This window comes from Enterocloster bolteae, from assembly GCF_002234575.2.
Taxonomy (GTDB): domain Bacteria; phylum Bacillota; class Clostridia; order Lachnospirales; family Lachnospiraceae; genus Enterocloster; species Enterocloster bolteae.
The window spans coordinates 2,769,529-2,793,804 of sequence record NZ_CP022464.2 but is presented as its reverse complement, the minus strand read 5'-3'; the positions used below and the strand labels follow the sequence as shown (position 1 = coordinate 2,793,804).

At 50.9% G+C, this 24,276-nt stretch carries 18 protein-coding genes; 2 read left to right on the top strand and 16 right to left on the bottom strand.

The window, feature by feature from the left end; genetic code table 11:
• Positions 1–6: 6 nt before the first annotated feature.
• Positions 7–1,353: an NCS2 family permease gene (locus CGC65_RS12985; RefSeq protein ID WP_002567311.1), complete on the bottom strand. Its 1,347-nt coding sequence runs from the start codon at positions 1,351–1,353 to the stop codon at positions 7–9.
• Between the two features lie 36 nt (positions 1,354–1,389).
• A complete protein-coding gene (locus tag CGC65_RS12980) occupies positions 1,390–3,162 on the bottom strand; it encodes an adenine deaminase C-terminal domain-containing protein (protein ID WP_002567310.1) in 1,773 nt (590 codons plus the stop codon).
• 130 nt (positions 3,163–3,292) lie between these two features.
• Here CGC65_RS12980 and CGC65_RS12975 point away from each other — a divergent pair, with 130 nt between their 5' ends.
• On the top strand, positions 3,293–4,204 hold the full coding sequence (locus CGC65_RS12975) for a LysR family transcriptional regulator (protein ID WP_002567309.1): 912 nt from the start codon (positions 3,293–3,295) through the stop codon (positions 4,202–4,204).
• A gap of 98 nt (positions 4,205–4,302) precedes the next feature.
• Here the strand turns inward: CGC65_RS12975 and yihA are convergent, their stop codons facing one another.
• The 6 genes from yihA to CGC65_RS12945 all read right to left on the bottom strand — a co-directional run bounded on the left by yihA (position 4,303) and on the right by CGC65_RS12945 (position 11,558).
• Positions 4,303–4,884, bottom strand: a complete 582-nt coding sequence (yihA, locus tag CGC65_RS12970) for a ribosome biogenesis GTP-binding protein YihA/YsxC (protein WP_002567308.1) — start codon at positions 4,882–4,884, stop codon at positions 4,303–4,305.
• Positions 4,885–4,913: 29 nt separating this feature from the next.
• Positions 4,914–7,223, bottom strand: coding sequence for an endopeptidase La (lon, locus tag CGC65_RS12965; protein ID WP_002567307.1), 2,310 nt, complete (start codon positions 7,221–7,223; stop codon positions 4,914–4,916).
• A gap of 150 nt (positions 7,224–7,373) precedes the next feature.
• Positions 7,374–8,693 (bottom strand): ATP-dependent Clp protease ATP-binding subunit ClpX, encoded by a 1,320-nt coding sequence (gene clpX, locus CGC65_RS12960; RefSeq protein ID WP_002567306.1) that lies wholly within the window; start codon positions 8,691–8,693, stop codon positions 7,374–7,376.
• 76 nt (positions 8,694–8,769) lie between these two features.
• On the bottom strand, positions 8,770–9,351 hold the full coding sequence (clpP, locus tag CGC65_RS12955) for an ATP-dependent Clp endopeptidase proteolytic subunit ClpP (RefSeq protein WP_002567305.1): 582 nt from the start codon (positions 9,349–9,351) through the stop codon (positions 8,770–8,772).
• 184 nt (positions 9,352–9,535) lie between these two features.
• Positions 9,536–10,822 (bottom strand): trigger factor, encoded by a 1,287-nt coding sequence (gene tig, locus CGC65_RS12950; protein ID WP_002567304.1) that lies wholly within the window; start codon positions 10,820–10,822, stop codon positions 9,536–9,538.
• Between the two features lie 181 nt (positions 10,823–11,003).
• Positions 11,004–11,558 carry a DJ-1 family glyoxalase III gene (locus CGC65_RS12945; RefSeq protein WP_002567303.1) on the bottom strand — a complete coding sequence of 185 codons (555 nt, stop codon included), beginning with the start codon at positions 11,556–11,558 and terminating at the stop codon, positions 11,004–11,006.
• 157 nt (positions 11,559–11,715) lie between these two features.
• Here CGC65_RS12945 and CGC65_RS12940 point away from each other — a divergent pair, with 157 nt between their 5' ends.
• Entirely contained in the window at positions 11,716–12,168 is a 453-nt protein-coding gene (locus CGC65_RS12940) for a CYTH domain-containing protein (protein WP_002567302.1), read from the top strand.
• A gap of 675 nt (positions 12,169–12,843) precedes the next feature.
• Here CGC65_RS12940 and CGC65_RS12935 read toward each other — a convergent pair.
• The 8 genes from CGC65_RS12935 to CGC65_RS12900 form a co-directional block, all read right to left on the bottom strand.
• Positions 12,844–14,499 carry a galactose/methyl galactoside ABC transporter permease MglC gene (locus CGC65_RS12935; RefSeq protein WP_002567301.1) on the bottom strand — a complete coding sequence of 552 codons (1,656 nt, stop codon included), beginning with the start codon at positions 14,497–14,499 and terminating at the stop codon, positions 12,844–12,846.
• A 15-nt stretch (positions 14,500–14,514) separates the two neighbouring features.
• Positions 14,515–16,023 carry a sugar ABC transporter ATP-binding protein gene (locus CGC65_RS12930; RefSeq protein WP_002567300.1) on the bottom strand — a complete coding sequence of 503 codons (1,509 nt, stop codon included), beginning with the start codon at positions 16,021–16,023 and terminating at the stop codon, positions 14,515–14,517.
• 98 nt (positions 16,024–16,121) lie between these two features.
• Positions 16,122–17,462, bottom strand: a complete 1,341-nt coding sequence (locus CGC65_RS12925; protein ID WP_002567299.1) for a substrate-binding domain-containing protein — start codon at positions 17,460–17,462, stop codon at positions 16,122–16,124.
• Between the two features lie 158 nt (positions 17,463–17,620).
• Positions 17,621–18,673, bottom strand: a complete 1,053-nt coding sequence (locus CGC65_RS12920; protein WP_330361502.1) for a galactose ABC transporter substrate-binding protein — start codon at positions 18,671–18,673, stop codon at positions 17,621–17,623.
• A 51-nt stretch (positions 18,674–18,724) separates the two neighbouring features.
• A complete protein-coding gene (locus tag CGC65_RS12915) occupies positions 18,725–19,696 on the bottom strand; it encodes a substrate-binding domain-containing protein (RefSeq protein WP_002567297.1) in 972 nt (323 codons plus the stop codon).
• Positions 19,686–21,482: a sensor histidine kinase gene (locus CGC65_RS12910; protein WP_002567296.1), complete on the bottom strand. Its 1,797-nt coding sequence runs from the start codon at positions 21,480–21,482 to the stop codon at positions 19,686–19,688. The genes CGC65_RS12915 and CGC65_RS12910 overlap by 11 nt, the downstream gene beginning before the upstream one ends.
• A gap of 65 nt (positions 21,483–21,547) precedes the next feature.
• The gene (locus CGC65_RS12905) at positions 21,548–23,185 is read right to left on the bottom strand and encodes a response regulator transcription factor (RefSeq protein ID WP_007036174.1); all 1,638 of its coding nucleotides are present in this window, start codon (positions 23,183–23,185) and stop codon (positions 21,548–21,550) included.
• 23 nt (positions 23,186–23,208) lie between these two features.
• On the bottom strand, positions 23,209–24,270 hold the full coding sequence (locus tag CGC65_RS12900; protein ID WP_002567294.1) for a pectinesterase family protein: 1,062 nt from the start codon (positions 24,268–24,270) through the stop codon (positions 23,209–23,211).
• Positions 24,271–24,276 lie beyond the last annotated feature (6 nt).

Sequence of the window (24,276 nt, the reverse complement as noted above, 5' to 3'; positions counted from 1 at the left end):
CATAAACTATTTAATGATACTGTAGAAGTACAGCACGCATACTCCCAGCAGTACATACATGATTTTGGGCATTTCCTTAATCTTGCCCGAAGCCAGCTTCAGCACCACGTAAACCGGCAGGGCCACACAGATTCCATTGGCAATATTGTTGGCGAATATGGTAAAGGCAACACAGATAAACGCAGGGAAGGATTCTGTAAAATCATCATAATTGATGTTTCGCATGGAACTTAGCATGCCGACTCCGATGATGATAAGGGCAGGGGCCGTTGCGGCCGACGGAATCATCAGGGCAAAGGGCGTCAGCAGCAGGGTAAAGGCAAAACAGACACTTGTGGAAATAGGTGTCAGCCCTGTCTTCCCTCCTGCCTCCACGCCGGAGGAGGATTCCAGATAGGTGGTCATACACGGCATGCAGAACAGGCTGCCCAGAGCGGTTGCCACGGCATCCACCTTGAACACCTTGTCTATACCGGGCAGGTTGCCGTCCTCATCCAGAAATCCGGCCTTTGCGCCCACACCCAGGGCCGTGCCGAAGGTGGAGAAGAAATCCGGTACAAACATGGCAATCAGAAAGGGCAGATAGGCAAACTGCAGGGCTCCCAGAAAATCAATCTTCATAAACTGGCCAAAGGGAGAGCTGGGCGCCATGAAAAACGCCTCAGGCATCCTGGTAAGCCCCATGGGAATCCCGACCAGCGTGGTAATCAAAATGGAAAAAATCATATATCCCGGCACCCGCATCTGCTTGGTGATGAGTATCAGCAGGAATCCAATCAGCGCCAACAGCACGGAGGGAGAACTCAGGTCGCCGAAGGCCAGGTTATTTTTGCCTTCCAGGGCAATAATCAGCCCTGCGTTCTTACATCCAAGCAGCGCAATGAACAGGCCCACGCCCGAGCTGACCGCATGCTTAAGGCTGGCGGGAATGGCATTTACCACCGCATCCCTGAGGCCGATATAGGATATCACAATAAAAATAACGCCGCTCCAGAATATGACGCCGGCTGTGATTTCAGGTGAAATCCCGCTGTTCGCAATCATTCCCGACACGATTGCAACACTGCCCAGCCCGGGCGCCAGTGCAAAGGGGCGGTTTGTCACCAGGGCCATGGCCACTGTGGTAACAATAATCAGTAAAATCATGGACGTGAGCATGACGCCTCTGTCCAGCCCTGCGTTTGCCATGATATTAGGGACAGTCCCCAGCACATATGCCATGGTCACAAATGTGGTGATACCGGCCAGAATCTCTGTCCTTACCGTGGTCCCATGCTCTGCCAGATGGAATTGCCTGTCAATCCAGGTATTGGAAGCTCCTCTTTTGGCTGTACCTTCAGTTTCCTTTGACATGATTAATCCTCCTCTTGATTTTCTCCGGTGCAGTTATTACGGTTGTGTTCTCTGTCCTTCTACCTTTAACGGCACAATTTTGCAGGCTTTTACATCTATCAGTCCCTTATCCGTCAGCTTCAGGGCCGGGCTGGCCGGCAGCGTCAGCGTGCAGAACGACATAATGGGGTTATAATGCCTGTAACCCAGGCCCGTCATGGCCTCACGGACCCTTGCAAGGCTGGCCCCCACTTCTTTCGCAGGACGGTCCGACAGGATGCCGCCCACATGAAGGGGCAGTTCTGCCTGTATCCTTCCCCCGTCCGCCGCAGCCATGCCGCCCTGCATCTCAATGACGCGGTTGAGAGCAAGCTTCATATCCGCAGGATTTGCTCCTGCCACCAGAATATTATGGCAGTCATGTGCGTAGCTGGTAGCCACGGCTCCCCGCTTGTGACAGTCTCCGGTTACCAATCCGTATCCCACTGCCTGGCCCTTTCCATACCGCTCAAACACAGCGGCCAGCAGACAGCCCGTCCCTTCCCATTTAAGGAAACCGTCCCTCACAGGCATCTCCATGATGATTTCCTTTGTCTTGGTGGACCCGTCCTGGATTTCCATGACACGGACCATAACCGTGCCTGAATCCGATTCCATGGGAACCTCAAACCGGCTCTGCTCCTGGAATTCCAGATGGATACTGTGGTAATAAGGCTCCGGAAAGCGCATATCCTGTCCCCTGTCCGGGCCATGCTGCTCTTGGGCGGGCTGTTCCCTTTCGTCCTGTCCCCTGCGCCAAATACATTTCCCATTTTTATAGGTGGCAGAGACAGCAAACGTATCCAAATCGCTGAGCAGCAGGAAGTCAGCTATTTTCCCCGGAGCAATTGCCCCCCGGTCCAAAAGGTTCATCCGCTTTGCCGGGGTAAAGGAGGCGTTATAAACTGCCTGCTCTGCCGGCATCCCCAGTTCCATGGCCCTGCGGACCAGGGCGTCCAGATGTCCCTGGATACACAGTGTGTCAGCCATCACATCATCTGTCACAAAGCAGAAATGTTCCTCCAGCCCATGCTCCCTTATGTAGTCCAGTACCTCCCTGCGCAGCATCTTTTCCTGGATTTCCATAAACATGCCGTTGGCAAACCTCTGTTCCAGTTCTTCCAAGCTGTGCTCCGTATGGTCTCCATTGATGCCCAGGTACAGAAACTTGGCCAAATCCAGGTCCAGCAGTGCAGGGCAATGGCCTTCAATGGGAAAAATCCGGTCCTTTTCACGAAGTTGTTTGAGGAACCGGGTAATTTCCAGCTGGTTTTCCCGGATAATGGTACGGTAATTCATAACCTCTCCCACACAGGCCACCCAGGGATTTTCCTTCAGGCCTTCCATCTCCTCACAGGTTATGATGCCTCCGGTGGTCTCCAGCTCAGGGGAGGTGGAGGGCACACAGCTGGGAATCCCGTAAAAGATATCAACCGGGCTGTTTTCCCCTGCCCTTATCATATCCAGCACGCCCTGCATTCCGTTCACATTGGCCATCTCATGAGGCTCCGACACAATGGTGGTGACGCCGCACTCTGCCAGCCGTCTGCAAAATGCTCCCGGCGTCAGCATGGAGCTCTCGATGTGCATATGTATGTCAATCAGCCCCGGCACCATATAAAGGCCCTCTGCATCCACTGTCTCATCAGCCTCCACCGCGCCGGACCTTCGGGAATCTATGTATAAGAATTTCCCTCCTGACACAGACACATCCGCCGGCACAAACTTTTTAAAGTAGCTGTTGTAAACCATTGCTCCTCTTACGAGAAAATCCGCTCTCTCTGTTTCCATGGCGCCTCCATTCAGCAATATTGATGAAACCCTTGATTGTATATTATTTTTATTATACAATGTGCATAGGTAGGTGTCAAAGTCATAATAATCATCTAAGTCATGAATTATTTTCATTGGAGGTACATACATGATCTCAAAGGAAATCCGGTATATGCTGGCCATACGCAGGTATGGAAGCATCACAAAGGCAGCAGACTCCCTGTTCATCACACAGTCCGCCCTGAGCAAGGCTGTGAAGAACATAGAACGTCAGCTGGGCTCCCCTCTGTTCAGCCGTATTGGCAATGACCTGATTCCAACCCATATCGGTAACCGCTACATGGATTATGCGGAAAAAATCTGCCAGATATGTTCTGACTGGAATTCGGAATGCGAGGATTTATTAGGCGAGGAAAAGGGGCAGCTGACCATAGCGGTGGCTCTGATGCGTGGTTCCTGCCTGCTGCCGGATGTACTCAGCCGGTTCTATTCTCGTTACCCGGACGTGCAGATTAATCTTCTGGAGGAATCACATTCCGTTGAAAAGCAGCTTATGCTTTCCCCCAATGTGGACTTTGCCATCTATAATTCCACGGCCACGGATCCCGCTCAGACAGCGGAGTACCTGGGGCAGGAAGAAATCGTTCTGGTGGCAGCCCCCGGTCATCCCCTGGCGGAAAAAGCCATTGCAAGGGAAGGCTTTCGCTATCCCTGGGTGGATATAAGACATACAGAACATGAGCCCTACATCCTCCACCCCCGGGACCAGACAACGGGCCGTATATCGGCAGGACTGTTTAAAAAGGCCGGCTTAACCCCCAAGGTCCTCCTGTTTACCCGCAACAGCGATATCGCCATCCGTCTGGCTGCCTCCGGCACCGCCCTCTGTCTGGCCCCGGAATCCTATGTCAGAAAAATACACTTTTACAATCCCCCTCTGTGCTTCTCTGTGGGAGACCCCGCCACTGTGACCACCTTGTATGCGGTATACCAGAAGGGCCGGTATATTCCGTCCTATGGAAGATATTTTATTGAGCTGGTAAAGGAGAATTACCGGTAGCAAAAAGGCCTGATTTCCTGCGGGCAATACCCGTCTGTCAGGAAACCAGGCCTTTCTTCACTTTATGAAATCCGCTTTTTAACAGGAATACAAACAGCCTACAGGCTGCCCTCAATCAGGTCCCATATCTCATCCCTGCCCTGCTTTGTCTCTGCCGAGAAAGGAATAATGATACCGTCCTTTTCCATGCCAAGGCCTTCCCGCACCATCTTTACGTGCTTCTGCACCTGGCTGCGGTTAATCTTGTCCAGCTTGGTGGCAATGATGACAGGGTGGTATCCGTTAAAGATAATCCATTCATACATCAGCTTGTCGTTGGCCGAGGGTTCATGGCGGATATCAATGAGCAGGAACACCATTTTGAGCATCTGTGAATTCCTGAGATACCGCTCTATCATCTTGCCCCATTTTTCCTTGACCGCAACCGCTATCTTGGCATAGCCGTACCCCGGCAGGTCCACGTAATACAATGCTCCGTTGATGTTGTAAAAATTGATGGTCTGGGTTTTGCCCGGCTGCGAGGAGGTTCTTGCATAGGCTTTGCGGTTCATCAGCGCATTGATGAGGGATGATTTTCCCACATTGGACTTGCCCGCAAATGCAAACTCCGGCAGTGTATTCTCCGGCAGCTTGCTGGTCACGCCGCATACTGTCTCCAGATTCACGTCTCTTATTATCATATCTGTTTCTCCTAATTCCTATCCGCGCTCTAAACAAAGGCCTCCGAAACCACATCCTCCATGGCCTTTACATATACAATGTCCAGTCCCCTGGTGATTTCTTTGGACAGCTCCGCCATATCCGGACGGTTCTTGTCAGGTACCAGCACCTTCTCTATATGGGCCATCTTGGCTGCCAGTATCTTTTCTTTCAGTCCTCCGATGGGCAGGACCCGTCCACGCAGGGTTATCTCCCCGGTCATAGCCACCTTGGCCTGGACACTTTTACCTGTCACCGCGGACAGCATGGCTGTGGCCATGGTGATTCCAGCAGAAGGTCCGTCCTTCGGCACCGCTCCCTCCGGGATATGGATGTGGAGGTCGTGCTTCTCAAAATAATCGTCGTCAATCCCGTACTCCGGGCACACGGACCGAACATAGGTCAGGGCTGTCTGGGCTGATTCCTTCATCACGTCTCCCAGCTGCCCGGTCATCAGGAGACTTCCCTTGCCAGGCATTACATTGACTTCTATCTGAAGGGTATCCCCTCCCACACTGGTCCAGGCCAGGCCGCGCACAATGCCGATTTCATCTTCCTCATTGGCATTCTCAAAGGTCACCTTTTCCTTGCCCAGGTATTTCTCCAGATTACTCTCCGTAATCTTGATGGACTTCTTCTTATCCTCCAGGAACTGTCTGGCAGCCTTGCGGCATACATCCCCGATGCGGCGCTCCAGATTCCTGACGCCAGCTTCCCTGGTATAGTTGTGTATTATTTTTTCAAGGCTCTTATCGGAAAATGTAATCTGTCCCTCCTTAAGGCCGTTGCGCTCCATCTGCTTTGTCACCAGGTAGTCTCTGGCTATGTGAAACTTTTCATTTTCCGTATAGCTGTTGACCTCAATCAGCTCCATGCGGTCCAGTAAAGGCCCCGGTATGGTCTGGGTGGTGTTGGCCGTTGCAATAAACAGGACCTGGGACAGGTCAATGGGCAGTTCCACATAGTGGTCCCTGAATTTTACATTCTGTTCCCCGTCCAGCACCTCCAAAAGCGCGGAGGAGGTATCACCCTTATAGTCGCTGCTGACCTTGTCAATCTCGTCCAAAAGCATCAGGGGATTGCTCACACTGGCCTGACGCATGCCTTCCACGATACGGCCCGGCATGGCGCCCACGTAGGTTTTCCTGTGGCCTCTGATTTCCGCCTCGTCCCGGACACCTCCCAGGCTGATGCGCACGTATTTCTTATTCAAAGCCCTGGCCACGGACCTGGCAATGGATGTTTTGCCGGTTCCTGGAGGTCCCACCAGACAGATGATAGGGCTGGTGCCCTTCTTCGTCAGGGCGCGGACAGCCAGGTATTCCAGGATCCTCTCCTTTACCTGCTCCAGCCCGTAGTGATCCTCGTTGAGTATCCTCTCGGCATGTTTGATGTCGTCATTGTCCTTGGACATCTTCTTCCAGGGCAGGTCCAGCAGGGTTTCCACATAGGTGCGCAGCACATTGGCCTCCTGGCTTCCGGCCGGCATGTTGCGGAAACGCTCTATTTCTTTGTGGAGCTTTTCCTTTACTTCCTTGTCGGCCTTCAGAGTATCCAGCTTTTTCTGATATTCGTCTGCGTCCGACACAGCGTCCTCTCCCAATTCCTGGCGGATGACCTTCATCTGCTCCCTGAGAATATATTCCTTCTGGTTCTGGTCGATATCGGCCTTTACCTTTTCCTGAAATTCCTTCTTAATTCTGTATATCTCCATCTCGGTCAGCAGCGTATGCATCACTACCTCATACCTGGCTGACAGAGAACTGTTCTCTAGCACGGTCTGGCGGATGGTATAGTCCCATGGCAGCTGAATGGCGATCTGGTCCAGCATCTCATTTAAATCTGTAATAATCATCAGATTAGGCAGAATTTCTTTTGTAATCTTCGGATTAACTCTTCCATATTCTTCCAGTTTGTCCTTCAGGATACGCAGCATGGCTTCCTGAGTCAGGCTGTCCAGATCATCCTCCTCCGCTTCTATGGCGGCAATCTCGCCCATCATAGCCGGTTCCTCAGCTTCCAGGCATAAAAGCTCAGCGCGTTCCAGTCCTTCCACCAGCACACGTACCACCTTGCCCGGCAGTTTCACCAGCTGCTTCACCACTGCCACAGTACCTACCTGGAACAAATCCCCCTGCTCAGGCTCCACAATTTCAGGATGTCTCTGGGCCACAAGAAACAGTTTCTGGTCTCCCACCATAGCCCGCTCTACGGCTGCCACCGATTTCGGCCTGTTTATATCAAAATGCAATACCATACCCGGAAGTATGGTCAGACCCCTGAGAGCCACCACGGGCATCGTAATCACTTGTTCTCCCATTCTCAATCTTCACCTCTTGTATCTTAACCATTTGAAAAGCCGCTGCAATGCAGGTGCCGGACCGGCCGGAAAACAGGCCTTCTGGTCCGGGTCATATCTGATTTGCAGCGGCCCTTTCTCTCTTCTAAATTGTCACAGGAGCATGACAGCCTACGCAATTTCTCCTGTCTTACTGTCCCCTCTGAGCCGTTCTGACAACGGCTTCCGGGCAGATGCAGGAGGCATATCGCGGTATACTAATTCCGGCTGTCCTGCCTTTTTCACTACGTCTCTGGTAATGGTACAGATTCCGATAGAATCGTCGGACGGAATCTCATACATAAGGTCCATCATCACTGATTCAAGGATAGAGCGCAGTCCTCTGGCGCCAATCTTGCGGTCTACTGCCAGCTGTGCAATCTCCTCCAGAGCCTCCTGGGTGAATTCCAGCTTTACATTGTCCAGCTCAAACAGCTTCTGATACTGTCTCATCAGGGCATTTTTCGGCTCTGACAGGATACGCACCATGGCATCCTTTGTAAGCTGTTCCAGTGAAACCATCACCGGCACGCGGCCTATGAACTCGGGAATCAGTCCGAATTTGGTCAGATCCTTAGGCTCCACCTTCTTGAGCAGCTCATCTATGTTCAGATCGTTCTTATTTGCCACCTCGGCGTTGAAACCAATGGAACCAGCGCTCAGACGCTGCTCCACAATCTTCTCCAGGCCATCAAAGGCACCGCCGCAGATAAACAGGATGTTGGTGGTATCAATCTGAAGAAGCTCCTGGTGCGGATGCTTCCTGCCGCCCTGAGGCGGAACGCTGGCAACTGTACCCTCCAGAATCTTAAGCAGCGCCTGCTGGACGCCTTCGCCTGAAACATCCCTGGTGATGGATACATTTTCGGACTTCTTGGTAATCTTATCAATCTCGTCAATATATATAATGCCGTATTCGGCACGGGAGATGTCATAATCAGCAGCCTGGATAAGCTTTAACAGAATGTTCTCCACATCCTCGCCCACATATCCTGCCTCTGTCAGTGCAGTGGCGTCTGCAATGGCAAAGGGAACATTGAGAATCTTAGCCAGGGTCTGGGCCAGATAGGTCTTACCTGAGCCTGTGGGCCCCACCATAAGGATGTTGCTCTTCTGCACATCCACATCCATGTTCTGGCATGCCGTCACCCTCTTGTAGTGATTATAAACCGCAACGGACAACACCTTCTTGGCGTCATCCTGTCCGATGACATATTCGTCTAAAAATGCTTTGATTTCCTTTGGCTTCAGGAGACGTATATCGGCCAGCGCAGGGCTCTCCCCTTCATCCTGGCCTTCCAGCTCCTCTTCCAGAATCTCAGAGCACAATTCTATGCACTCGTCACAGATATACACATTGTTGTTGCCAGCTCCGGCAATCATCTTCCGTACCTGATCCTGTGTCCTTCCGCAGAAGGAGCACCGAATCGTGTCATCTGGTCTCATTGGCATACGATACCTAACCTTTCATATCCTTTACTTGCTTTTTTACGTTACCGGCCTGATGCCTCAGCGCTGTACTGCAGCACTAATGATGTGCAATGATTTCATCAATAAGGCCGTATTCCTTGGCCTCCAGTGCAGACATATAATTGTCACGCTCTGTATCGCGCTCAATTACTTCCAGGGGCTTTCCTGTGTTTGCTGCCAGGATTTCGTTTAATTTCTTTCTTGTCTTTAAGATATTTTCAGCCACAATTTTAATCTCTGTGGCCTGGCCCTTGGCCCCGCCGGAAGGCTGATGAATCATGATTTCAGCATTAGGCAGCGCGAAACGCTTGCCCTTGGCCCCTCCGGAAAGAAGGAACGCGCCCATGCTGGCCGCCATGCCGATACAGATGGTAGATACATCGCATTTAATATAGTTCATGGTATCATAGATAGCAAATCCCGCAGATACAGAACCGCCCGGGCTGTTGATATACAAATGGATATCCTTGCCTGGGTCCTCTGACTCCAGGAATAAGAGCTGTGCCACCACAAGGCTTGCGGACACATCGTTTACTTCCTCGCCCAGGAATATGATCCTCTCCTTCAGTAATCTTGAATAAATGTCATAAGAACGCTCGCCGCGGCTGGTCTGCTCAATGACATAAGGTACTAAACTCATATAACCATCCTCCTAGTTATGAGCACTAAACGTCTGTTTTTCAGACACTTACGTGCGATACATGCCACCGTCTCCCGGCCAGGTATTTCACAAGTCCGGTGCGGTGACCAGTTCACTTATAACAAACCAGGGAGATTCAAAGCCAGGTAAATAAGCGCTGTGAACCCCCCGTATCATATGTGAATTATACCAGTTTTGCTTCTGCTACCAGGAAATCAACCGCTTCCTGAACAGCAATATCTTCCTTCATCTGGTCCTTATCACGGTCTGACATATAACCCTTTAACTTGTCAGCCTCCATCTGGTAAGCGGCCGCCATCTTGGCAATCTCCTCATCCAGTCTTTCGTCGGAAACCTGCAGGTTCTCAGCCTTTACAACTTCCTCAAGCACCAGTCTGGTCTGGATTCTCTTTAAGGCCTGTGGCTTCATCTGCTCTCTCATCTGCTCCATGGTCATGCCTGTATACTTCATGTACAGATCCATGTTCAGACCCTGGCTCTCCATACGGCGGGCTGTATCCTGAACCATGTTGTCAATCTGGCCTTCCACCATCCTGTCAGGAATCTCCATGGAAGCGCCTGCCACTACCTTGTCAACCACACGGTTCTCGTTTTCGGAAGCAGCTTCTTTCTGCTTTCTCTCAAGAATCTTTGCCTCAATATCCTTCTTGTATTCATCCAGCGTGTCAAATTCAGAAACTTCTCCTGCAAACTCATCATCCAGTTCCGGAAGTTCCTTTACCTTGATTTCCTTTACAGTCACCTTAAAGGTTGCAGGCTTTCCAGCCAGTTCAGCCGCATGGTACTCCTCCGGGAAGGTTACGTTAATCTCGCACTCTTCGCCGATGTTCTTGCCAACCAGCTGCTCCTCAAATGTATCAATGAAGGAATGGGAGCCAATGGTCAATGGGTAATCAGCTGCCTTGCCGCCGTCAAATGTCTTGCCGTCAACAAATCCCTCGAAGTCGATGACTGTCTGGTCGCCGTCAGCAACCGGTCTGTCCTCTACGGTCAGAAGTCTTGCGTTCTGCTCCTGAACCTTCTTGAGCTCTGCTTCCACATCCTCAGGCTTCACAGCTGCATCCACCTTCTCTACCTCAATGCCCTTGTACTCGCCCAGGGTCACTTCCGGCCTTACGGCTACAGTTGCGGTATAGATGAACGGCTTGTCCTTGCCAATCTGCTCTACGGCAACTTCCGGTCTGGAAACGATCTCCAGTCCGCTTTCATTCATTGCCTCCATGCAGGTTGCGTTGATGGCCTCATCAGCAGCCTCCTCATAAAAGATGCCTTCGCCATACATCTTTTCAATCATGGCGCGAGGTGCTTTGCCCTTACGGAAGCCTGGAATATTAAACTTGTTCTTGCTCTTATTGAAGGCTTTTTTCATAGCATCCTCAAACTGCTCTGCGCTTAACTCTATTGTCAGTTTGGCCATGTTTTTTTCTAATTTTTCTACTTGTACACTCATTTTTACGGGTTCCTCCTTAAAATATATGTGGTTCGCCCATAATCCATGAGGGCGCTACACTTCAATGTACCATTATAGCATGCTCATTTTAAAAACACCAGCGTTTTTTACAAAAAAAACTTCCATTCCATCCCACATCCATATGATATAGAACAGAACAGGAGTTTTTCTCATCCGGATACTATTTCCAGTTATACTGGATTGCCGCTGCAATCTTCTGGGCCTGCTGGGGACCCTGAAGCAGGCGAATCAGTTCCAGTCCCATGTCAAGGGCAAATCCCAGGCCCCTGCCGGTGGTGATGTTGCCATCCGTCACAACACCCTGGCTGGTGTAGGACACACCTGTGAGCTGGTCCTCAAATCCCGGATAGCAGGTAGCCGTCCTGCCCTTTAAGAGCCCCATACTCCCCAGGATGCTTGGCGCCGCGCAGATGGCCGCAATCCTTCTGCCCTGCTTGTTGGCACACTCCACAGCCGCCCTCAGACCCATATGTGCTTTCAGATTGTTAGTTCCCGGCATTCCTCCGGGCAAAAACAGCACATCTGCCACATCCGGGTTCACATCCTCAAACAGGGCGTCGGTCCCCAACTCAATTCCATGAGAACCAGTTACTTTCCTGTCTCCTGTAACAGACACCAGTGTCACCTCCACACCGGAACGCCGGAGCACGTCCACAACCGCAAGACATTCAACCTCTTCCAGTCCATCCGCAAGAAATGCATAAACCTTTGCCATGATAATCTCCCTTTCCGCCATTTATCGCATAGTAATTTTATTTTATCATTTATCACTTTTCAGGAAAAGAGTTAAATGATATGATTGTAAAATGGAAAAAATAAAAATACTTAGTAAAATCCACTAATCGACAATCACAGCAAGGAGGTTTTCCCATATGGAAATCGAACGTAAATTCCTGATCCCCTGTCTTCCGGAGGGCTATGACGCCCATCCCTTCCACCAGATTGAACAGGCCTATCTCTGCACGGAACCGGTGGTCCGCATCCGTCAGGAGGATGACAGCTTCTATCTCACCTACAAGGGCAAGGGACTCCTGTCCAGGGAGGAATACAACCTCCCCCTGACCCGGGAAGCCTACGCCCACCTGCTCCCCAAGGCCGACGGCGTGGTACTCACCAAAAAGCGCTATCTCATCCCGCTGGATGGCTCAGACCATCTGACCATTGAACTGGACGTCTTTGAAGGCCGCTACGCCGGCCTCCTCCTGGCCGAGGTGGAATTCACCTCCGAAGAAGAAGCCATGGCCTTCCAGGCCCCGGAGTGGTTTGGGAGGGATGTTACGTTTACAAGGGAGTATCAAAATAGCAGGTTAGCTTGTGGGAAGTAAGGGATGCGGAGGAAGAGAAGGTTCATCCGTCCGTGAGGGAGAGGGGGAGTGGGATACGGCTGCGGGGCTAGTAGGGCTAAGCCTCCGGAAACCGGCTAAATGCAAGAGGCTGACTGCCAAAACTCGCGGTCAGTCTCTTTCTGTATCCAGATATCGGGCTCAGACAATTGTCAGTCAGCCTCTTAACGCCGGTTCCCGCAGCCTAACCCCTACACGCCCCTGTAGATGCATCTCACACCCCCCTACCCACTACGTACCCGATGCTTCTGCATCACTTACATCCATGGCGCAGATAAAACGAAAAATGCCAGGTGAAAATTCTTCCATCATTTTATATGCCAGGTATTATATCTGACAAAAAACGATAGTCTGGCTGGCGCATCACTCTTTTTTGGCGAAGGGAGGTGCGTAGTGGGTGATTGAAATAAGGCCGGGGGATGTGGATGCATCTGCAGGGACGTGTAGTTCTTGGACGGTGGAAAGCGGCGTTAAGAGGCTGGCTGACAACTGTCTGAGCTCAGTATCTAAATATAGAAAGAGGCTTGGCCGCGAGTTTTGGCAGCCAGCCTCTTGTATTCAGCCGATTTTCAGCGTCCTAGAACTACTAGTCCCGAAGCCGTATCCACAGCCCCCGGGCTTATTTCAATCACGGACGGAAACACCTAACCTTCCTTACTACTTCTTCTGAACATACTTCAAGCAGTCAAGTGTTACAGCCGTTATAATGATGATGCCTTCAAACACGAACTGTAGGTTTGTGTCGATACCGAGAATGGTAAGGGAGTAGATGAGCACGGTGAAGATAAGTACGCCGACTACTACGCCGGAAATCTTACCGATACCGCCGGTAAAGGATACGCCGCCAACCACACAGGCTGCAATTGCGTCCATCTCCCAGCCCTGGCCGTAAGCGGCGGAGCCGGAACCTACCATTCTTGCGCATTCCAGCCAGGAACCGAATCCGTAAAGGATACCTGCCAGAATGAATGCTCCCATGGTTACTCCGAATACGGAGATACCTGAAACAGCTGCTGCTTCCGGGTTGCCGCCTACTGCGTATAAATTCTTGCCGAAGGTGGTCTTGTTCCAGATAAACCAAACGATTACGATGGCAGCCACTGCCCACAGGATAATGGTTGGGAACCCGTTTATTTTTGGAATAATCATCTTTGGAATAGCCGGTTCAATGGCACCAAAGGATACGCCCTTTGTGGCATATGTGACAAGTCCGAAAATGACCAGCATGTTGGCCATGGTTGATATGAACGGATGCATCTTGAACTTAGCGGTAAAGAAACCGCCGATAGCCGTAAAGCACGTACATAAGATAATACACATTACAAGGGCAAATACCACTCTTAATCCTATGGGCATGCCTGTAAAGTCAAACACGTGTCCGAACACAGCACCTGTGTTAATGCCCTGATGCATGATGATGGTAGCAGTGGTCATACCCATACCAACCATACGCCCGATAGAAAGGTCCGTGCCGGTCAGGAGGATAAGACCCGCAACGCCCAGGGCCAGGAACATTCTGGGAGAAGCCTGCTGCAGGATATTTAAAATGTTATTATAGGTAAGCAGTTTAACATTCTTCATCACCGGAGCAGCGATACACAGTCCAATGAAAATCAGGATAATAGCGATATACAGACCATTCTGCAGTAAGAATGTTCTGCGGTTGAATGTATATTTATAGTTCTCCCATTTCTGCGCTCTGGTCTCCATGAAGGTGAATTTAGACAGGCGGAGCATATCAATCAGGTGATACTGCCAGACAAATGCCGCATGCCTTCTGTCTTTGATCCGCTGAAGCTCCTTGTCCAGGTCCATCTTTGCGTCAAACAGGCGGTTCTTATGAACATACTTCTCGTCCTTTATCTCCTGATGGTCCGTAAGCTTTGAGAGGGTATTTTCATGTTCTTTGTTCAGTTCCGCAACTTTAATGCCATATTTTTCCTTTGCAAGCGCTTTTTCCCGCTCACAGCTTTCCTTTAACGGCAAATAATAATCCTTATCAAAATGTTCCTTGAGATAACTCTCCGCTTCGGAGATTAATTTTGCAATCTCGTCTTTGTTCTTTGCCTCAACAGCCTTTGCTTTTTCCATCTCCGCGCTGTTAGCCGCAATTCTGTTTTCCCTTTCTTCCTTTGTAAGGGAACGGTCTCTTTTTGTTGCATCAATATTATTTTGCAGAGCGACTACTCTGTTTGTGCCGTCCGCTCTGAGACTGTCGATTTTCTTCTGAATTTCGCCAACATAATCCTCAATTGGCTGGCGCAGCTGCATTTCCTGTTCAGCCGTAAGAGTCTCATTGTTTCCTTTCGCCATATCCATGAATCCCCCTTATAGGTATTTTGCACTGAGCCTTAAAAGTTCTTCCTGATTTGTCTCTTTTGTATTAACAATTCCAGAAAGACGTCCATTTGACATAACACCAATACGGTTTGTAATTCCGAGAATCTCCGGCATCTCAGAAGAAACAACAATGATTGTCTTCCCCTGCTTCGCCATATTGATGATAAGCTCATATATTTCATACTTTGCACCCACGTCGATTCCTCTTGTGGGTTCGTCCATCATAAACACCTGCGGACTGCGCTCCAGCCACTTTCCGAAAATGACCTTCTGCTGATTGCCGCCGGAAAGGCTGGAAATCATATCATCGGGGCCCATGCACTTGGTATGCATGATTTTGATTTCCTTTGACGTAGCCTTTATCATCTTTGCATCGGAAAGCGCTATACCCGACATATACTGCTGCAGATTGGCTATGGTGGTATTGAAGGTAAGGTCTCCTTTTAAAAACAGGCCATTTGCCTTCCGCTCCTCGGTAATCATGGCAAAGCCATGCTCCATGGCCTCCTTCGCGCTGCTGAAATTCATAAGGCGGTTATTAAAATAAACGCGTCCTGCGGCTCTGGTGCGGACACCAAAGATTGTTTCCAGAAGTTCCGTGCGCCCTGCCCCTACCAGACCGTACAGTCCGAATATCTCTCCTTCTTTTACGTCAAATGAAACATCCTGCAAATGAGGCTCAAACTTTGTAGACAGATTCTGGATGGACAGAATCACATCACCTGGGGTATTGTCAACAGGCGGGAACCGGTTATCAAGGGAACGGCCGACCATTGCCGCAATCAGCTCATTCATGTTTGCATCCTTGGTGCTCTTTGTCATGACCAGGTTGCCGTCCCGAAGCACGGATATCTCGTCGCAGATTTCAAAAATCTCATCCATCTTGTGGGAAATATAAATCAGGGCAATTCCCTGCTCCTTTAACATCCTCATCATCTCGAAGAGCTTGTTAACCTCCTGCACGGTCAGGGAGGATGTGGGCTCATCCAGAACAATCACCCTTGAATTGTAGGAGATGGCCTTGGCGATTTCACACATCTGCCTCTGTGATACGGACATGCGGCCCATGGGCTGGGTGAGGTTAACAGTCATTCCCAATTTTCTAAAGAGCTCGGCGGCTTCCTTTTTCATCCTGCCTTCATCAATTACACCCATGGAATTGACCGGATAACGTCCAAGGAATAAATTATCAATTACATTCCGTTCCAGACACTGATTCAATTCCTGGTGAACCATTGCAATGCCGTTTTCAAGAGCATCCTTTGGTCCGGAAAAGCTTACTTCCTTGCCATTCAGGAAGATATTTCCCTCGTCTTTCTGGTAGGTGCCGAAAAGGCACTTCATCATGGTTGACTTACCAGCTCCGTTCTCACCCATAAGCCCCATAACGGTTCCGCGCTTCACATCCAGGTTGATATGGTCCAGAACTCTGTTTCGGCCGAAGGACTTGCTCATACCGCGTATTGATAAGACGATATCATCTTTCTTATCTGCCATTATTTTACTCCTGTATATGTAGATTGATAGGTTTCAATATTTAATATTAGGGAGAATTTCTTCTCCCTAATAACAGTACATCTTTATTTCAATGAATATTACTGCTCAAGCAGAGATGTGTATGAAGCTGCATTGTCTGTCTTAACCATGTTGATGGCAAATGCGTCATACTGGCTTGGATTTCCAAGACGGTTTGTAATATTGGACTCTGTCTGTCCGTCGCCGCCGATATAGTCAACCTTGAGGTTGAGAAGCTTATCGTATTTCTGGAGCAGAGGCTGATAGGTTGAGCCAAGGAAGTTATCAGCTGAGTTGTAGATGTTCAGCCATACGTTCTTTGTAGCATGGGTAGCCTCATCCAGCTGATTGGATACAGGTGCGTATACCATTGTGGAATCTGTGAAATCTGTATAGTTTTCAGCAGTAACAGCAACGTTCAGTGCGTAGTAGGAACGCTCATCTGCCTTGTAAACATATACATCAGGACTTAAGACATTGCCTGCATCGTCTGCTGTGCCGATACCTGTATCAATATCAACTCCGTCCAGTGCGTTGCGCAGTACGCGGAGTGTCAGGTAAGCCTGTACGTCTGCATGCTGGCTGATAGTGCCGCCGTAGCCCTCAGCGATAGCTGCTACTGCGTCGCTGTTTGCGTCATAGCCAAATGTAGGAACCTTATTGTCCTTGGACCATGCGTTGAACATGGACATGCCCATACCGTCGTTATTGGATGCAACAATATCAATCTGATCGCCGAAAGAGGAAGACCATGTGCCGATTGCATTACCAGCTGTGGCAGCATCCCATGTAGCGCCTGCAGAGTTCTTCATCTCCTGGGAAGCAAGCTCGCGGACAACATATGTCTTTCCGCCAACTTCGATGGAGCCGTCCTGTACAACAGTTGCTGTACCGTCTGCGTTTGTACCAACAGGATCGCTGTTGACATTGCCGTCTTTCTCTACTGCGGTGCCGAGAGCCTTACGGATGCCTCTTGTACGTGCGATAGAGTCGTTATGTCCGATGTCTCCGATTGCCAGAACGTAGCCGATGATTCCATCGCCGTTGCGGTCAATTGAGTCGATGTTCTTCTCGATGTAGTCCTTAACCATGGTACCCTGAAGCTCAGCGCCCTGATTTGCGTCGAAACCTACATAATATGTATCCTTATTAAAATTCAGGGCCGTCATATCAAGCTGTCCTGTAGCACTGCTGGAGGGCTGGCGGTTAAACCATACTAAAGGCTTATCCTTGTTTGCCACCTCTGCGCCTGCTTCCGGTGCAGCTGCTGTGTCTGCCGCGGTTGTGTCTGCTGCTGCTTCGGTTGTGGTATCCCCGGCAGCTGCTGTGGTTGGTGCTTCTGTTGGCTTGCTGCCGCCTCCGCAGGCAACCAGTGATAATGCCATGGAACACGCAAGAGCAACACTTAATGCTTTCTTCATTTTTAATTCCTCCCTTATAATTTTGTTGACTTTGGTTGTTTTTGCTTAACAACAAGTTTATTATACGACCCGGTTGTGCATTTTTCCATATGATTTTTATAGAATGATTATAAAATTTCTTCGATTTTATCTCTTTTCATCGGTGTTTCTGATATGAATCACTGGTTTTTAAGCAATTTTGCCTCAGTCTGGGTCAGCGCCCGCTGAGGACACCAGTAATAATTCCCCTCCAGCTGCGGCACCCTGTCCTTCGGGTCCTGGCCCAGGGACAGACTCCAGGCAATGTCAAATATGGCCTGGGAGTAGCGTTCCTTATCTGATTCCACTGTGCCGAAAAGATACCCTTCCTCCAGAGCCTTTATGCCCACCGGGGTGCCGTCGATACCCACCACCTTAATGGAATTGGCCCCGATTCCGGCCCGGTTCATAGCGTCGATGGCTCCCAGGGCCATGTCGTCATTATTGCTGACCACCAGCTCAATCTGTCCCGGATACTCCTTCAGCCACTGCTCCATCAGGGCTGATGCCTGGCTCCTGTCCCAGTTGGCAATTCCTCCTGTAATCTTCTCCAGTGGAACGCCCCCGTCCTTTAAGGTCTGGATGGACCACTCCGTGCGTATCAGGGAGTCCTGATGGCTGGTCTCCCCTTCCAAAAGCACATAACTTACCAGGCCGTTGCCGTTGGCATCCAGGGTTCGTGTATCCTGATTATAGGCATCCACCAGGATGTCTCCCTGAAGCACAGCGGATTCCTTGGCGTCCGCTCCCACATAGTACAGCTTTTCCCAGCGGTTCATATCCTCCTCCACCGGTTCCCGGTTAAAGAATACCACCGGAGTTCCTGCGTCCATGGCCTTGTCAATGATGATGGAGGCCGACGAACGGTCCACACTGTTGATGCACAGGGCATCGCAGCCCAGGGAAATGAGACGCTCCACCTGGCTGTTCTGGGTATTCTGACTCCCCTTGGCGTCCATGATATCCAGCTTTACCTTGATCCCTGTTTCCTGTTCATATTCCTTTGCCTTGTCCTCCAGGCCGGTGCGCAGAGTGCCGATGAAGGTGTCGTCCCCCCGGTAGAGCAGAACCCCGATGCGGACAGAGTTCTTATCCGCCTTCCGCCCGTCTTCCCTTCCCATGTACTGCCACACACCTATAAGGACAGCCGCCCCCATGCAGGCTGCCAATAGATACATCCACTTCCCTTTCACCGCAATGCCCCTTTCCTTATCTTGTTTCCTCTTACTTCCGGCCCCTCTCACTTACTCAATGGGATAGAGCATTTTCTCGTATGTCTTATCCCTCAACTTATCCTCATCCACATAGATGGCCTCCAGCATGGTCTGCTGCTTCTGGCGCGTACCCTGAATAGCTTCCACTGCCTGCTTCACGCTTAAATATCCCTCGTCAAACTGGTTATATGCAGTCATTCCTGTGACAATTCCCTTATCCAGAGCCCTGAGCAGGGAGGTGGTGCTTCCTGCGCCGTAGAGCCCTGCCACCCGGCCCTGGTATATGGTGTTTTCCTCCAGTATCCGGGTGGCCTGGTCCAGCGACTGCACATCCAGTGCTATAATGGTGATCCTGCCGCCTCCGGGAGAGTCCGTTTCCTGTATGGCCTGGTGGTATGTGTCCTGGTTTTTCCTCTCAATAAGCCGGTAATGATATCCCCGCTCATCCAGCACAGTCCGGACCCCCTCGTAGACCTGGGCGCTGTCCCCATAGTCCAGTCCCCTGCAAAAGAGATAGACCGGTACATCCCTGGGTGCCTGGGAAGCCGCCGCTTCGCCCAGCAGCCTTCCAATCTTCCTGCCGTCCACACCGATGGTATCCAGAGTCCCGCCCTCATCAGGAGACTGGCCCAGAAGGATGACGGGGCAGCCCGGGTTCATATCCTCCAGTCCCCTTACCGCCTCCTCAGGCTTTACCGGAGCCAGAATCACCGCCCTGGTCCCGTCCCTGATTTCCCGTTTTACCAGGTCCATCTGCTGGTCCTGGTCATCAGAGGCATAGAGGGTGATAAAGCTGACATCCCCATGGAACTCCACTGCGGCCTGGTCCATACCCTTTTTGAAATTTACATAGTAGTCGTCGTTGTCCCCTTCTATTATGACGGAGATCGGATATACCTCAATCTTTTTTTCCTTGATTATCAGATCCGTGGAGGACATCAAAAACAGCAGGACCAGGATGCCGGCCCATACGCACCAGAGTATTTTTCCTTTATTTAACATAGGATCCCTCTTTCTTTACTTCCTCATAGGGGATGGCCGGCAGATGGGCCGTGACCGTTGTCCCTTCATCCGGCTCCGACTGGATTTCCAGTCCGTAGTCATTGCCAAAATACAGACGGATACGTTGGTGGACATTCTTCACTCCGATACCGGAACCCCTGCCCGACGGCATGTGATCCGTATCCCCGAACAGCCGTTTCACCTGCTCACGGGTCATCCCCAGGCCGTTGTCCGATACACTCATAAATAAATCCTTATCCTGCCGCCATGCCCGGATACGGATTTCCCCGTCCCCGTCCATAAATTCCATGCCGTGATAGATGGCATTTTCCACCAGCGGCTGGAGGACAAGCTTGAGACTGGCCAGGTCAAGGACCTCATCCTCTGCCTCCACGGTATAAGTAAACTTATTTTTATAGCGCATGTGCTGAATCATAAGGTAGTTTCGCACATGCTCCAGCTCATCCCTGACAGTTATGATGCTCTTTCCCCTGCTGAGGCTGATGCGGAAAAACCTGGCCAGAGCCGTCACGACGCGCACCGCGTCAGTCAGGTTCTCATTTTCAATCATCCACACTATGATGTCCAGAGTGTTATACAGGAAATGGGGGTTAATCTGCGCCTGGAGGGTGTCGAACTCGCTCTTTCGCTTGGATTCATGCTCCGCCACAATATCGTCCATAAGCCGCCGTATCTGCCGGGCCATGTTCTGTATGGAATTGCCCAGATGCTGTATCTCGTAGGAGCCGCCGCTCCTGACCTCTGTCTCCAGATTACCTGCCTCAATTTCATTGACAGATTTCTCCAGCTCCTTGATTGGGTCTGTTATCCTGGATGAGATATAGGAATTAATAATGGTCATGATAAAAAGGACAAAGGCAATCATGAAAATCACCAGGAGCTTTGTCTTTATATTGTTGAGGGACACGCCGTCAAGGGGCGTCACCCCCACCACCTTCCAGCCTGTATATCCCACAGTCTTAACCGTGACGGTCCGTTCCTCCCCATCCACGGTCTGCCGGTAATTGCCGTCCCTGAGTCCGGATACCTCCAGGTTGTTTTCCCGTACAATTCCTGAGTCAATAAGCTGGGCCTGGGGGTGGTATATGATTTCCCCGCTGCTGCTAATTAAATAGACATAGCCTCCATTTCCCAGATTTACCCCGTCAAAGAGCTGCTCCAGGCTGCTGTAGCGTATGTCAATCAGCAGGACTCCCTGGTCCGTGGAAGGTCCCCGGGTAATCTCCACTGCCCTTGACAGGGAAATGACCCACCGGTACTGGTTCTCGCTGCCGTCAAAAATGTACTGGACATGGGGCGTGGAAAAATGCATATTTTCCGTTTTCTCCAGGGTGGAGGTGAACCAGTTTTCACCGGTGACATCCACATTTGTCTTAAGGCGGGCCGCAGGCACGGCTTCCAGCAGCTTTCCCTCCTTGGACAAAAGGGCTATATTCTCCACATTGTCCTTGTTATTGTCATAGAGAAGGGTCATCTCGCTCCCGATGGAACCGCTGGCCAGGTCCGCGTTCTTGACGACACCGTAGTACAGGGAATCAGACAGCTTCATCACGGTCCGCAGGTAATCCTCCATGGACCTGGTGATCTGATTAATCAGTATCTGGTTCTCCTCCCGGATGGTGGCGGACATCTGGCCCGACAGCCTGGAATACAGGGAAATGCCTATGAATATACTTGCGGCCAGGGCCGTCAGTGTAAAGTAGATGAATATGATATACCGTATACTGGCCTTCTGCAGCTTAATCCTCTGCTTCTCAAACAACATGTCCCCTGCTCCTTTACGCTGCCTGCCCTGTTCCCGCCAAAAGCGGCGCGGCAGACCTGTTGTATCTATTTTGCCCCTCTGAACTTGGTGGGCGAAACCCCGAAACGTTTCTTGAACACATAGCTGAAATAATTCTGCTCCTGGTATCCCACCTTGGCCGCTATGACATAGGTCTTGTCATCGGTCTTGTTAAGAAGCTCCACCGCCTTGTCCAGGCGGACCTGGGTCAGGTAGGCGGTATATGCCTGTCCTGTCTCCTTCTTGAACATGGTGGAAAAATAGGCCGGGCTCATGTGCAGCTGGCGGCATATTTTCTCCACAGACAAATCCGGATCCTGGTAATTGTCCATAATATATTCCTTGGCCTTCTGGATGACCTGCTTCATGGTATTATCCCGCTCCCGGTTCATGGCCTGGTTCATCCTGAGGGCGGCTGAGAGAAGCCAGTGGGCAAAGTCCTCCTTTTTCATCATCCTTGGGATGACGGCAAAGGTATCCCCCTGCTCCTCCCCCTCCTCCGCCAGCTGTTCCAGGTCCAGGTCATACTGCTGAATCAGCTGGACTATGGAGCTGGACACGCTGAGCATATATGCCTGGCACTGCCTGAAATGCACCTTTGCATCGCTCATTTTATCCATGACTGCCTGTACTGCTTCCTCTATCTTCTCCCTGGGACCGAACTTAATGGCTGCAATAAGCTCTGCTTCGTCCTTGCTGTCAAAGCTGAGCTTTCCCCCGCTTACAGGCTCCACATCATTGATATAGATGGTGCTTCCCGCTCCCACAATGGCCTTATAGCCAAGGGCGTCCACAGCCGTCTTATAGGAGCCGCTGATCTCCCCCAGGTCCTGGCAGCTGTGGCCAATGCCGATAGTGATGGGCACCTCCAGAATCTTCTTTGTTTCCTTGCAGATATCCCCCAGCACATCTATCAGTCCTGTCTGGCTGTTATCCTCGTCAATGGCAGCAATAAGGGCCAGCTCAGACCAGGAGGTCCTGGAGGAAGTGAATACGGAAGAACGGCAATAGTTCCCCAGCTTTTCCTCCACAACCTGCATGACAGAAATAGGAATCAGGTCCCTCTCCTTGTGGAGAGGCAGCATATTCCCCTCCCGGATCTCCTCCGGCTCTATGTCAATGGCCGCGGCCACCCATTTCTTGGCGCCTGCCAGCGGGATATCATACTCAGCCAGTTTTTCCTTAAGTACGTTTCCGGGCACAGTGCTCCCCACCAGCTCGTTTAAAAACTGGTCCCTGAGAATAGGAAGGCTGCGTATATAATTTTCACGCAGCAGACTCACATTCCTTTTCTGCTCAATCTCATCGTCCAGGTTGGATTTGATACGTTTTAAGATGGCCGTCAGTTCCTCCACATTCACAGGCTTCAGGATGTACTCCGTCACATTCAGCTTGATAGCCTGCTTGGCATAATCAAAATCATCATAGCCTGAAAAAATCACAATTTTAACTGAAGGATATTTCTGCCTCACCCGTTCGGCCAGGGAAAGGCCGTCCATAAAGGGCATCCTGATGTCCGTCAGTATCAGGTCCGGCTCCAGTGCCTCCACTTTCTCCAGGGCTTCCTCCCCGTTTTCCGCATCCCCAACCACGCAGAAACCGGCTCCCGTCCAGTCAATTTTCCTGATGATGCTCTGCCTGACCTCTTCCTCGTCGTCCACCAGTATGATACGGTATAAATCCATAAGTATATCCCTTCCTTCTTAACTTAAATATATGCCCCGGGATTCCACCCGTCTGTTCCGCCTAATACCTGCTCCATGGTGTAATCCTGTATCTGTTCACGGGTAAGCATAAAAACCCAGTCCGGTCTGGATGTACAATGGTCCCTTTTCCCCTGTTCCACTGCCTCCTGTTCCTCCGCCCCCGGTCCATAGCTTCCGTATTCCCCGTAAAACAGGGTGGAACGCGCATTCTTTTTATCCCAGTCATGCCACCCCTCACGGCATATGTGGGGTCCCAGATAGCAGTCAATGAGGACCGTCCTGGCGTAATCTCTCCAGGGCCTGCCCAGGTAGACGCTTTCACGGGAGCTGTTTCCCGTAAACCGACAGTTTCGGAACACATACCCGTATTTCTGTCCTTTGGGAGTGGACGCAGCGGTCACGTACCCTTTTTTCTCTGTATCCCTGCCGGCAGAGTACAGCTCACACCTGTCAAAATAAGCTGTGGCACTGCCAAATATAAAGTCTATGTCCCCGCGGATAAAGCAGTCCTGGTAGCAGTGGCGTCCGTTTATTCTGGGCGAAAACTGTTTTGGTCCGATGAATCCGTTCTTTTGTATCTCCTTCGGAGGAAGGGGACCTGTAAAGAGTGTGTCCTGGCCTCCCAGCAGCCTGCATCCCTTAAGCAGAATCCGGTCCCCGTCCGCATACAGGGCCAGCGCCTGTCCCACCGCTTCGCCCGGACCGGCGCTGTTTTCAATGGTCAGGTTCTTTGCTGTAAAATCATGGGTGTCTACCAGCACGCTGTAAGTCCGAAAGGTCCCCCGCTTACTGCCGTCCTCCATGGTCATTCCGGCAGACAGTCCACCGGTAATGACGGTGCCGCCGGCTGACTGGCCCTCCAATGTGATTCCCGGCCTTCTAATTTCCAGCCGTTCCCTGTACACGCCCTCTTTTATGAAAATGCAGGACGGAGGTCCCTCTTTGTCTCCCAGGGCCTCCAGGGCCGCGCCTACCGTATCATAGTCACCACTGCCGTCCTTTGCCACGGTCAGGCGGACGGCCTGCTGCCTCTGCCGCTCATTCTGTCCATCTGGTTCTGTCATTTGCAA